Annotated in this window: 11 protein-coding genes; 3 read left to right on the top strand and 8 right to left on the bottom strand. The window is 70.3% G+C overall.

The annotated features are described in order from the left end of the window. Window positions 1–86: 86 nt before the first annotated feature. From B118_RS0121830 to B118_RS0121795, 8 genes are all read right to left on the bottom strand, one after another. A complete protein-coding gene (locus B118_RS0121830; protein WP_028193449.1) occupies window positions 87–374 on the bottom strand; it encodes a hypothetical protein in 288 nt (95 codons plus the stop codon). Window positions 375–456: 82 nt separating this feature from the next. Continuing rightward, window positions 457–1575: a MarR family transcriptional regulator gene (locus B118_RS0121825; RefSeq protein WP_028193448.1), complete on the bottom strand. Its 1119-nt coding sequence runs from the start codon at window positions 1573–1575 to the stop codon at window positions 457–459. A 486-nt stretch (window positions 1576–2061) separates the two neighbouring features. Beyond that, window positions 2062–2643, bottom strand: a complete 582-nt coding sequence (locus B118_RS0121820; protein WP_028193447.1) for a C40 family peptidase — start codon at window positions 2641–2643, stop codon at window positions 2062–2064. Next, entirely contained in the window at window positions 2631–3440 is an 810-nt protein-coding gene (locus B118_RS0121815; RefSeq protein ID WP_028193446.1) for a replication-relaxation family protein, read from the bottom strand. Before B118_RS0121815 ends, B118_RS0121820 begins: the two co-directional genes overlap by 13 nt. An 83-nt stretch (window positions 3441–3523) precedes the next feature. Then, the gene (locus B118_RS0121810) at window positions 3524–5110 is read right to left on the bottom strand and encodes a type IV secretory system conjugative DNA transfer family protein (protein ID WP_028193445.1); all 1587 of its coding nucleotides are present in this window, start codon (window positions 5108–5110) and stop codon (window positions 3524–3526) included. After that, entirely contained in the window at window positions 5107–6384 is a 1278-nt protein-coding gene (locus tag B118_RS0121805) for a hypothetical protein (protein WP_028193444.1), read from the bottom strand. Before B118_RS0121805 ends, B118_RS0121810 begins: the two co-directional genes overlap by 4 nt. 143 nt (window positions 6385–6527) lie before the next feature. Next, window positions 6528–8300, bottom strand: coding sequence for a VirB4 family type IV secretion system protein (locus B118_RS0121800; protein ID WP_028193443.1), 1773 nt, complete (start codon window positions 8298–8300; stop codon window positions 6528–6530). Then, the gene (locus B118_RS0121795; RefSeq protein ID WP_050592855.1) at window positions 8297–9262 is read right to left on the bottom strand and encodes a PrgI family protein; all 966 of its coding nucleotides are present in this window, start codon (window positions 9260–9262) and stop codon (window positions 8297–8299) included. Before B118_RS0121795 ends, B118_RS0121800 begins: the two co-directional genes overlap by 4 nt. Between B118_RS0121795 and B118_RS33940 the strand changes: the two genes are divergently transcribed. The 3 genes from B118_RS33940 to B118_RS28875 all read left to right on the top strand — a co-directional run bounded on the left by B118_RS33940 (window position 9220) and on the right by B118_RS28875 (window position 12320). Then, window positions 9220–9642, top strand: coding sequence for a DUF5372 family protein (locus B118_RS33940; RefSeq protein ID WP_420329464.1), 423 nt, complete (start codon window positions 9220–9222; stop codon window positions 9640–9642). The genes B118_RS0121795 and B118_RS33940 overlap by 43 nt on opposite strands. Next, a complete protein-coding gene (locus tag B118_RS0121790) occupies window positions 9639–11675 on the top strand; it encodes a recombinase family protein (protein WP_028193441.1) in 2037 nt (678 codons plus the stop codon). Before B118_RS33940 ends, B118_RS0121790 begins: the two co-directional genes overlap by 4 nt. Window positions 11676–11741: 66 nt before the next feature. After that, complete coding sequence (locus B118_RS28875; RefSeq protein WP_050592854.1) at window positions 11742–12320, top strand: GNAT family N-acetyltransferase; 579 nt, start codon at window positions 11742–11744, stop codon at window positions 12318–12320. Window positions 12321–12386 lie beyond the last annotated feature (66 nt).

Below are 12386 nucleotides of genomic sequence, written 5' to 3'. Positions count from 1 at the left end.
CGGTGGGATGGGCAGGCCGGGCCGCGCGTCGCGGGGGCGTGCCGCCAGAGCGGCCGGAATCTTCGGTGTTCCACTGTCGGGTCGGGTCATTGGTCGTCTCCGGCCCGCGCGTCCACGATCGTTAGGTCGGGGTTTGTTGCCCGGAGCCGGGCCCGTACGCACGGCCACTCGTGGGCGCTGATGCGCCGGGTGATCGTGTCGAGGTTGGCGCCAGTCATCACCGTGTGTTGCACGGCGGCAGCGTCCGCATCGGTGAACACGGCTACCAGGTCACCCCCGGCGACCAGGTACACATCGGCGGTGTCAGCCGGTGGGGGTGTCGGCGCGGTACGACGGCCCCCCGGGCTGTGGCCGGGGTGACGGTGGGTGGTCATTGGTCATTGCCTTTCTGGTCTGTGTGGTGTGAGCGCCGGGGCCGGGCGTGGTGCCCGGCCCCGGCGTATCGGGTCTGTTCGGTCAGGTCGTGGCCGGCGCGGCGTCGGCCCCGTCGGTGTCGCTCGGGTCGGTGCCCGTGCGGGTCACCAGTGCGGCGACCTCGTCGGTGGGTGTGGGCGGGTTGTCGGCGAGGGCGTACTTCACCGGGGCCTCGCTGGTCATGATCAGCACGCCGAGTCCGTTGAGCTTGTTCATGGCGTTGCCGACCGCGCCCGAGCTACGGCCGCCCAACTCACGGCCGACGGTGCCCGGGGTCAGGTCGTGGCCGGGGCCGAGGTCACGCATGAACGCTTCGACCTGGTTACGTAGGCCGTTCTTGCCGAGCTTCGGCGACCCGTCGGTGTTGCTCTCGCCGGCGCGTCCGGCACGGCGGGTGGCGGTAACCGTGACACCGGTCTTGATCCGGTGCTTGTGTCCGCAGGTACACACACACTCGCGGTACGGGGCAGCGTTGGCGAGGTCCACCGTGTCGAGGTCAGCCTCACCACGCACCCACCGTTCCGGGGCGCTGTCACTGTCACCCGGCTTACGGACCGCCGCCCCGGCAACCTCCATCGCCGTAAGCACCCGGGCGACGACCTGAGCGCGTAGGCCGGACTGGTCAATCACGTCGGCCGCGCTCACCCCGTCGGGGTAGTCGCCGAGCACCCCAGCCACCATCACGATCTTCAGGTGATCACCGGCGCCCGACGGCACCCCCGACACAGGCACCCCGGACACCGGCGCCACGTCCGCCGCCGCGTTGCCGCTCGCCTCACTGTCCGCCGGGGTCGCCTCGTCGGCCGCGCCCGGCATGGCGTTGGTGATGGCTACCTCGTCTTCCGCCGCGTTGCCGCTCACGTCGCTGTCTGCCGAGGTCGGCTCGTCGGCCGTGTCCGGCGTGGCGTTGGCGGCGTCGTTGGTCGGGGTGGTGGGTTCCCAGAGGTCGGCGCTTTTGCGGTTGCCGTTGATCGGGCCGGGAGTGCGGATGGCGGTTCCGGCCTCCTCCATGGCTTTGAGTGCCTCGGTGACGACCCGCAGCGAAAGGCTTTCCTGCCCGGCCAACTTGCGGGCGGTCACGCCGGGGAGGCGGCGCAGCGCGGCGGCGACGACAGACCGGGCCTCGGTGGTACCAGCGGTGAGAAGCATGTTCGCGGTCATGACATATCCTCCACAGAAAACGGGGTGGCAGCGAATACCGCATCGCGCTAGCGATTGTTGGCGGTTTCGCCGGGGCCGTTGTTTCGGTGCCCACGTCCATGGACCCTCGTTGCCGATTGAATGTCAACCCCGTTGTTCAAGACTCTTTCCGTCACCATTCCGGACGCCACCCACACCTTCATTTCAGGACTGCTGTCCGACGCGCAATAGGCGCTGCGGGGCGCTGTGGCCCCTGCTGGCGGATGTTCCCCGCGCATGGGTATATCGGGTGTGGGTAGCGTTCATCGGGGCGCGTGTGGCGCGACGACGGCGCCGATGACGAGGACGAACTCGGGCCGGTCGGACCCGGGGTCAGGGTCCAACCGGCGCCGGGTACGCGAACCAGTCGAACGGCGAACCCGAACGCTTTGTGGGGAAAATCACTTCATGCCCCATCGTTTGGATGACTGTTTGGCGACTCTTTGGCGTGTTCTCCATTGGCCTTGTTCAGCTCGGTACGACTCGCCGAATGGCCGCTATCTGATCGGCCCATCCGGATAGCTTGCTGACTCGTACCACGTCACCGGTTTTCGGTGCTTGCACGATGAGGCCGGAACCGATGAACATTCCTACGTGTCGGGGGTCGGCGTGCGTGCCGCCGCTACCGGGGATCAAGATTAGATCTCCGGGGCGCAGATACCTCGCGCTCGGGATCGGGGTGCCGTCGTGTACCTGGTCGCGGGTGGTGCGTCCGATGGTGACCCCGGCCGCCCGGTAGGCCTGTTGCATCAGCGACGAACAGTCACACTGCCGCGCTGGCACGCCGGAGTGCGCGGCGGTGCAATCGCCGCCGAAGGTGTACGGGGTGCCGAGCTGCGCCAGGGCCCACCCAATGGCGGTCACGACCGGCGGCGGGGTGCCCGCCGGAAGGGTGAAACCCGGGGGTAGGGACACGGCCACGTCGGGCGGTAGCCCGTGGCCGCCGTACCCGCCGCCGTAGATCACCGACACCACCCCGGCGGCGGCAGTGGCGATCAGCAGCACGAGCGCCGCCGCCGCTACCGCGAGGCCGGTTGCTACCCGTCGCACGGGGCACCGTCCCCGGTGGGGGCGAGATCGGCGAGGCTGACCCGCCCGGGTTGTCCGGCGACCCGCCACACCGCACCCGCCGGCCCGCCCGCGTCGGGGGCGTGGTTGACGGCGGCGGTCGCCACGGTCACCCCGTCCGGTATCCCGGTGCGGGTGAGGTGGGTGTGCAGGTTGGCTTCCCGGGCGGTGGTGGGCAGCCAAAACAGCACCGGGTAGGCCCGGGGTGGGGGTAGCGCGGCGTAGCCTGGCAGCTTGCCCACGACCCGGGACAGGGTTTCGGTGCCGAGATCGACTTCAAGCCAAAATGGCATGGCACGCCCGCCGGTGGCCCACACGCCGTGCCCGTCGGGTCGGACCAGGTTGCCGGCCGCCGCGCGGCTTTGGGTCTCGTTGTACCACCGCGTCAACCGCCCGCCGTGGGTGCGGGCGTGCCCGGTCAGCGCGACGAAGAACCCGTTTGTGGCGAGCAGGTGAGCGAGTGTCGGAGACATCGCCAGTCGGGCGGTGGCGTCGCGCACGGCGCCCGGTCGGGGCAGCGTGTCACCGCGCCCGGCCGCCAGGATCGCCGCGCCGACCGGGCCGAGGGTCCACCGCCAGGATTGCGAACCGGGCCGGTGGTAGTGCCGGAACCGGTCGAGGATGTCCCGGCTGAGCAGGGTGTTAAGCCGGTTGCGGGCACGGCCGAGGGAGCCGAACGCGAGGTCGACGAGCTGATCGGTGGTGAGGGCCTTGTGCTGGTCGAGCAGGTCGAGCAGGTGCCGGTCTCGGGGGGTAAGCCGGGTCAGTTCGCCGGCCACGACGGACGCCGTGAGACGGGCACCGGTAGGGGCAGAGGCTTGTGCGCTAGTAGGAGTGATATCTCTTATCAGTCGGTTCCGGTTCACCAGACCTCCTCAGCGCCGTTGACGTGCGCGGATGGCGTGTTATAGGGGGTGGGGTCAAACGAGTCCTCGGACTCGTTGGATTCCTCGTTGGATTCCTCGTTGGACGGCTCGTGAGGGGCCTCGTTAGACCGCTCGCCCCGAGCGGCGAAGGTGTTGCGACCGACCAGGGGAACCGGCGGCGAGGGCTCCGACTCGGTGCTCGCCGTGACCGTCACCGCCGTGCCGAGCAGCTCCCGCCGGTTCTTGTGTGACAGCCCGGTCTGCTTGCGTGCCGCCTTGCGCAGCGCTTCGGAGCGGCCCTTGATCGGCGGCGGTGGGGGCTCGGTGTCAGCGGTCGCCGGTGGCACGACCCGGCCGTTCGCTACGGGTCGCAGGACGACCTCGTAGCCGCCGAGGCGGATGAGGTCTCCGTCGTCCAGGTACGGGCGCAGGTGGCGGGCCTGGTCGACTGCGTCACGCGGGGCGAGGGCGAAGTAGACCTTGTTGCGGGCGTTGGCGTCGATCGCCTCGACCATTTCCCCGGAGAGCTGACCCAGGTACTGATGCGCCAGAACGAACGAGGTGTGCAGGCCGCGGGCCTCGGCGAGGGCGTCATCGATGCCGATCGGCAGGTGCAGGAAGTTGTGACACTCGTCCAGCACCACCATGGCGTCCGGGCGCTGGTCCTCGGGGATGCGGGCGCGGGCGGTGGTGGCCTGCCACAACCCGGCCAGCAGCAAGGAGCCGATGAGGCGGGTGCCGTCCTCGCCGATGACGCCTTTGGGTAGCCGGCACAACAGCACCCCGCCGTCGAGGATGTCAGCGAGGGAGAACGTGGTGGCCGGAACCCCGAACAGCGAGTTCGCCATCGGGTGCGCCAGCACCAGCCGCAGCCGCGACAGCAACGGCGCGGTCAGCCCGGCGCGCTGACCCGCCGGGAGACCGTCGAAGCCCTCCCAGAACTCGCCCAGAGTGTTGCCTTCCCACGCCTTCACGGCGTTGGTCACGGCCTTGACCCGTGCTGAGCGCCACGCCGTGTCCGACAGCAGTCGCGGCAATTGCGCGAGGGTGGATGCTTCGAGGTGGGCCAGGGTGAGCAGGGCGTGGTAGCAGATGTCGGCGGAGCGGTGGCCCCACCAGCGCGCCCACACCTTGCTCATGACGGAGGTGAGGTTGGCGGCTACGTCGTGCGGGGTGCCGCCGTGCACGGCCGGGTCCAGCAGGTTTATCGCCGGTGGTGCGTGCCGCTCGTCCGGGTCGATCAGCACCAGCCGGTCACCGGCCGCTTTTGGCATCCGGTCGAGCAGGTCGCGGATCAGGTCGCCCTTGGCCGGGTCGAACGCGCCGACGCCCCGTCCCGCCTCGATGTCGGCGAGGATCATGTTCATTAGCAGGGTGGTCTTGCCGGTGCCGGTGGGGCCGAGCACGTTCAGGTGGTAGCGGCAGTCGTTGAGGGAGATGCCAATCCTCGTGGCGGGGCCGGCGTTGGCAACGCCGATCACCTTGCCGCCCAGGCCGTGCCGCTGGTCAAGCGGCACCAGGTTAAGCCGGCGGCCCTGCGAGGCGGAGGCGGACACGGTGCCGTGGTGGTGAGTGGTGGTCACGGGATGCTCCAAACGGTCGGCTTGTCGCCGGGGTCGTCGGCGGGTTTCGGCGGTGCGGGGTGGCGGGTGGCGGGGCCGGTCCGGAAGACGTCACGGCCCCCGGGGCGGCGGCGTGAGGCGGCGGCGGGCAGACCGTAGGCGGCCGGTTCGGCGGGCAGCCCGGCCAAAGTGGCGGCCTCGCCGACGGCGGCCAGACTCATCCGGGTCTCGGGCACCCACCGCTGCGCCGCCGCGGTGGTGCCGCCTCGCAGCCGGCGGCGGGTGAAGTGCGCTGACAGGAGTCCGAACCCGCTGGTGATGTCGGCGGCTGCGGACAGGGCGGCGGCCTTGGTCGGACCGGCCCCGGTGGCGTAGATGGCCACGAGTAGGTGCGGGGCGCCGCTGAGCTTGCCGCGCGCCTGCCGCGCCAGCTCGGCTAGGTACGGGTCATGCGTGGTCCGCCGCGAGCCGCCGCTGCCCGACGGGCCGGGGGTGACCGCCTTGAGTACGCCGAGGATCAGCGCCCGCAGCCCGTCGGCCAGCAGCCCCACCGCCCGCGACGCACCCCGGGTCTTGCGGGCACGTTCGGGATGGGTGCTCGCGCGGCGCAGTGCCCGCATCCGGTGCGCCGGTGCCCGGCTGATGTGGACCTGGAGCAAGCCGCCGCCGGTACGCCCGGCCGAGGCGAGCCCGTCGAACACCGCCCGCAGCCGGTCGTCCTCCGGACGGGAGCCTTCGAACCGGGTGGTGATCGGGCTGGGCGGGTCGTCCACGAGGGGCAGCCAGTCCGGCTGCGTCGGCAGGAGCGCGAGGGTAGTGGCGGTGCCGCCCGCCACGGCCGGCGGCGGGGCCTGCCCGACGCGTACCCCGGGCCAGCCGCGCTGCAGCAGCCGCAGGACGGCGGTCGGGTTCACCCCGGGTGGCAGCCACAGTCCGGCGCGCATCCCGTGCTGGTCGGCCTGGACCTCCCACACGATCCGGGCCGGGCGCAGCGCCCACCGGCCCGGAGCGGGCAACGCCGTGGCAAGGAGCCGCCACAGCCCGGCGGTGGCGGCCGGGGTAGCGGTGACCGGCGGAACGATCTGTAACCACCGCGCCTGCGCAGCGTGAGAGTGCCAAACCCGGCGGCGCCACACCCGCCACGCCACGACGAGGACGACCAAGACGGCGAGGGCGGCAAGCAGCAGCGGCCACCGGGTACGGACGAACTCGGCCACCGCTGTCGCCTTCGGCCCCCACGTGCCGCACAGCAGTTCCCCGAGCAGCCCGTCGGGCATCTCGTCCCGACCGGACACACACCCGCCCGGGGACGGCGTCGGGGACGGGGACGATGGCGGGGACGGCGCGGCCAGCAGCGGGGACGAGGGGTGTGACAACCTACCGAAAAAGGACATGAGGAGTGCTCCTGACGAGACGTGGTCGAGGGGAACTGCGGGGTCTACCGGCAGGCGGTCGGTGGACCGGTGACCACGAGGTCGTGCTCGACGTCGGAGGCAAGGCTGTGAAACGCCACCCGCGACGAGCCACTTGCGAGGAGGGCGTCACCGCGTGAGCTGGACAGCAGGAACGCCCGTTCCCCGTCGGTGAGCCCGAATGCCTCGGTGACGGCGTCGATGGCCTGCGGTGCTTGCCGTAGCAGCACCTGCGTTGCCGCATTCGACACCACCGCCCGACCGACCTCGGTGGCGAGCACGTCGGCGGCGTCCTGCGTAATCACGGACAGCCCGGTGTTGTACTTGCGGGCGGACTTCGCCAGGCGGAACAGGAACTGTGCGCCGAGGCCCTGCCGGAGCATCAGCCACGCCTCGTCCACCAGCACCAGCCGCCGACCTGACGTCCCCCGGCGGTTGGTGGTGCTGACCGTCTTCCAAATCGCGTCGAGGATGAGCAGCGTCCCGATGGGCTGCAGCTCCTCGGGTAGGTCTTTGATCGCGTAGACGACGAGGTGCCCGTCCGCCGCCGTGGTGGTGGGACCGTCGAACAGGCCCTTGAACGAGCCGGCGACGTACGGGTGTAGTCGCGCGGCGAGGGTTTGTCCTGCTTCACCGGTGTCCTTCAGTGCTTCGGTGACGTCGGCCAGCAGCGGCGCTGGCCGCCGCCATGTGCGTGGGTCGGTGGTGATGCCCATGCCCCGGTAGGCGGCGAGGACTGCGACGTCGAGGGCGGCGGCTTCCTGCGGGGACACCCCACCGGTAGCTGTGGTGCCGTCGCCGCTGGTGAGGACGGCAACGAAGGTTTGCATGAACAGTGCCCGCCGCACTAGAGCGTCATCGCCGTCCCCGGCAGAAAGGTCGAGCGGGTTGATCCGCACTCCCGGTGTACCGGGGCGGATGATGATCCCGCCGACTGCCTCCGCTAGGCGGACATACTCGTCTTCGGGGTCGATAACCCTGGCTTCGACGCCGAGGTACAGGTTGCGTAGTAGGTCGAGCTTGGCCAGGTAGGACTTGCCTTCACCGGAGCGGGCGAGGATCACGCTGTTGTAGTTGGGTTGCGCCCACCGGTCCCACACCACCACACCCGGGGAGTGCAGGTTCAGCCCGTAGAGCACACCCATCCCGGTGTCCCCGGCCGTAGTGGGTAGATCCGGGGAGGTGAAGGGGAACGCGGCGGCGAGGGCGTCGGTGTCGAACGTGCGCCCCATGTTGAGGGCGTCGAACGCGAGGGGTAGGCCGGTGATCCAGCCCTGAAGCTGCCGCCAGGTCGCCGGGGCCACATCCAGCAGCAGCGACGACGCGAGGGCACGGGCCTCGGTCACCCGGTCGGCGAGCTCGTCCTCAGTGTCGGCGTGCACGGTCAGGTACAGGCCCAACCGGAACAATCTGGCCTCGCCCCTGGCCACGCGGGCGGCCAACGCGGCGGCGTCCCCCGCTGCCGCGTCCAGCTCCGGGTCATCCAGGCGGCCCTTCGCGGCGTCCTGCCGGCGGCTCGCCTCCATCCGGCCGCGCTGCTTACGTAGCCGCTGCGACGCCACCACCGGCGGAACGGGTTCGATGTGCAAGGACACGTCGACCCGGCCCGGGTAGGCGAGAAGGGGTTCGAGCCAGCCGGGGCCGACCTCGGCCGGGTAGCCGGTCACGGCGAGAGCGGCGGTGTAGCCATCTGCGACCCGCACCGATCGGCCGGCTACCTCGACGGCGTCCGGGCTGCCGGGGACGGCCGTCCCCACCTCGGGGACGGCATGGGGACGACGACGGTTCAGCAGGTTCACGGCGCCTCACTTCCATCGGTGTCGGGGACGGCCCGTCCCGCGCCGGCCAACACCGGCGGGGACGACAGGGACGGCGTCGCGCAGGGGTTGAGGGCGCCCGCGAGAGTGCCGGCGGCCTCGGCCGGGTCGAGCACCCTCGCGGCGACCTCGCAGCCGGACAACGCCCGCACCGTCTCGGCGGCCTGATGGGCCGCGTGGCCGGGGCCGCGCTTGCTGCGCACCGCGACGGTGACGTGCCGGTGCAGCAGCTCCCGCCGAGTAGCGAGATCGTCGAGGAACCCAGCGTGTGAGCGGGCTGCCGCTTCCAGAGCGGGGTCGGGCAGCCCTGGTGCCTGGGCGAGGATCCGGTCGGCCACATGGGTCAAATCGACCCGCTGCGCGCGGACCAGGATCTGCGCCGGCCCGTCCAACGAGTGCAGCCAGCGGGCGAACCCAGCGACCAAGCCGTTCTGCTCAGCCGGCGTCCGCAGCCCGAACGCCACCGTGGAGGCCGCGACGAGGCCGGTGGTGCCGTCGGGGCCGAGGTCGACCAGGCCATCGACGGTGATGCCCTTGGCCGGAAGCCGCAACGGTGCGGGCAGCGGAAGCCGGTTACCCGGCCCCCGCGTGGTGGACACCCACGCCGGGGCCGGCGTGATCGGGCCCTCGGACGGCACCAGCCGGCCCGGGGCACGATAGTGGCGCAGCGCGGCGCGCAGCCACACATCGAGGCTGATCCCGTCGCGGCGACCGACGGCCAGGTAGAACGCCGCGCCGAGGATCGGCACACAGCAGGCGGCGAAGACCAGCGGCGGCACCACCGCCGCGAGGGCGGTCCACGCCGCGTACAGCACCAGGCCGGTGACGGTCAGGATGACCAACTGCCGCCCGGTCATACCGAACGCGATGCGATCAGCCCGCTCGACGTCGGCGGGAACCCGTGTCCTATAAGGCTCGTCCGTCCAGGTACTCTTCGGACTCATTGACGATCACCCACCCTTTCCATCCTCTGAATGGTCGGTGCCTTACGGTGTTGATCACGATGCGTAAACGCACCGGGTTGTGGTTCATGTGCGAGGTCGACGGGAGGCGGCGGGTCACGGTGCGTCAGGAGTGGACGGATCGTGGTGTGCCGGCGTCGTCGGATCGGCTTGCTGTTGAGGGGCTGGTTGCCGCGCGGGCGTTGGTCGACGCCATCGACGTGGCGCGGACAGGCAGTACTCATGAGGTGGCTCCTGAGCGGGACTGGGATGGCTCGGACGAGCCGGAGACGAGGGTGGTTGAGCGGGCCGGACCTGCGTCAAGCGGTGATGGCGGTGGCGAACATGCTCGAGGCGCTGCTGAACGCGGGTGCGGCTGGTGAAGCCGTCGCCGAAGGTCATGTCGTCGCATCTGAGCCGGCAGGCGATCGTGTATGTGCGTCAGTCGACCCTCGCCCAGGTGCGGGAGAACACCGAGTCGACGACTCGGCAGTACGGGTTGACGGCGATCGCCGCGGAGCTCGGCTGGCTGGCCGAGCAGATCGTCGTGATCGACGCCGATCTGGGGATGTCCGGGCGGTTCGGCTCCGAACGCGATGGCTTCCGCGACATCGTGGCGCGGATTTGCATGGGCGAGGTCGGCGCGGTGTTCGGGTTGGAGGTGTCCCGGTTCGGCCGTTCGAACGCCGACCTGACCCGGTTGATGGAGCTGGCCCGTCTCACCGACACCCTGCTGATCGACGCCGACGGCGTCTACGACCTGGGTAACGTCAACGACCGGTTGCTGCTCGGCCTCAAGGGTCAGATGAGTGAGATTGAACTGCACTTTCTGATGGGCCGGCTGCACGGCGCGAAGCTGGCGGCAGCGCAGCGCGGTGAGCTGCGGCACCCGCTGCCGGTCGGCCTCGTGTACGACGCTGACGGAGACGTCGTCAAGGACCCCGACGAGCAGATCCAGGGCGCGGTCACGGACCTGTTCGCTGAGTTCCACCGCGGCGGTTCCGCGCTCGCGGTGATGCGCGCCTTCGACGCCGCGGGCCGGCTGTTCCCGCAACGCACTTGGGGCGGAGCATGGGCAGGCAACCTCAAGTGGGGCAAGCTGACCCACGCCCGGGTGCTGCAGGCGTTGAAGAACCCGGCCTACGCCGGCGCCTACACTTTCGGCCGTTCCACCGAGAGACGCCGGGTGCAACCCGACGGGACGGTGCGCAGCTCGCGCCGTAAACGCGCCCGCGAGGACTGGACGGTCACCATCCAAGACCACCATGAGGGCTACATCAGCTGGCAGGAATACCTTGACATCGAGGTGAAACTCGCCGCGAACAACACCCAACGCGGTGCCCGCCCGGCCCGGGAAGGGACCGCGCTGTGTCAGGGCATCATCAGTTGCGGTGTCTGCGGCGGCCGGGTCGGCACCCGCTACGACCGCGGCGACGCCCGCGCGACCTACACCTGCCAGGTCAAAGACTCGATCCGCACCCCGCAGTGCCGGACCGTGGTCGCGACCACCGTCGACGCGGCCGTCAGCGCCCTGTTCCTCGACACCATCACCGAACAACACATCACGATCGCGCTGGCCGCCAGCGACGAAGTCACCGACCGCCGCGTGCGCACCCACCGGGCCGCCGAACTGGCCGTGCAACGCGCCCGCTACGAAGCCGACCGCGCCGAACGAGCGTTCACCAACGTCGAGCCAGAAAATCGCCTGGTAGCCCGAAGCCTGGAGAGCCGATGGGAAGCCAAGCTGGCCCAACTCGCTGACGCCGAAGCGGCGCTGGCCACCGCACACGCCACCAGCGCCCCAGCGCCCCAGCGCAACGCGCTGCAAGCCTTGGCTGCTGACCTGCCACGGTTGTGGGACAGCCCCACCACCAGCCACCGCGACCGCAAACGGCTGCTGCGCAGCCTGATCGCCGACATCACCCTGCTGCCCGCCACCGACGACGACAGCGTCCGCATCGGTGTCCGCTGGCACACCGGCGCCACCGACGAACTCACCGCGCTGCGGCACGGGCCCGGCCGCACTCCCGCCGGCGCTCTCGAGCTGGTCCGCCGCTACGGCGCCACGCACACCAGCGAACAACTCGCCGAACGGCTCAACGCCGCCGGCCTGCTCACCGGCAAAGGCAAACCCTTCACCGCCGCAGGCGTCGCCCGTGTCCGCGACGCCTACAAGATCTGGGCACCCCGAACCGTGGCCATCCAAGATGGCGAGATCAGCGTCAAACACGCCGCCGCCCAACTCGGCATCCCCGCCGACGCCATCTACAACTGGCTCATCAAAGGTCAAGTACCAGCCCGCCGGGCACCCGGCGGACGCTGGTGCATCCCCTGGGACCCCGCAACACAGCAGATCTACCGGCAGAAAGTCGCTCGATCGTTCCGGCTCACGCCCAAGAACCCATCCCGAAGCTGACCTGAGCAGCCCGAGCGTTGCAACGTCGGACAGAAACCGACAGAACGCCATGAAAGGACCACCACCATGGGCGATGATCAGCTCGGTCACAACGAACTGCTGACCACGCGATTGGCCCTGCGGCGACCCACCCGGGCGGCCATCGACACGATCTACCGCATCCACCACGACCCGGCGGCATGCGCCCACAACCCGGCCGACATGCTCGCCACCCGCGCCGACGCCGAAGACCGCTACCACCGGTGGGACCAGCACGGCTTCGGCTACTGGGTCATCCACCCTCGTGAGGCCGACGCCCAGCACGGCATCTTCGGCTTCTGCGGACTCAAGCTCATGCACCTGCAGGACCAGCAGGTACTCAACCTCTTCTACCGCCTGGACCCGGCCGCCTGGGGAAACGGCATCGCTACCGAAGCCGCGACCGCAGTCGTCACCTGGGCAACCACCAACCTGCCAGACCGTCGGATCATCGCTCGCGTCCGCCCGGACAACATCGCTTCCGCCACAGTCGCCGGCCGAACAGGACTGCGCCGCGCCGAACATCTCGACACCGCCGGAGAGGACGGCCTCGACTGGATCTTCACCAAAAACTGGACACCGACCCGGACGCAGTCGCCCGGCTCGCCCATCAGGGCGCGAGACTGACCGCAGCAGCGATCCAAACCCATCCCACAAGCACACCCAGAGAAGGCAGTATGAAGCGCCCGTCGG

The sequence above is a fragment of the Salinispora pacifica CNR114 genome, from assembly GCF_000514775.1.
Taxonomy (GTDB): Bacteria; Actinomycetota; Actinomycetes; order Mycobacteriales; family Micromonosporaceae; genus Micromonospora; species Micromonospora pacifica.
The sequence above is the reverse complement of the archived record's forward strand: the minus strand, read 5'-3'. Positions and strand labels throughout refer to the sequence as shown.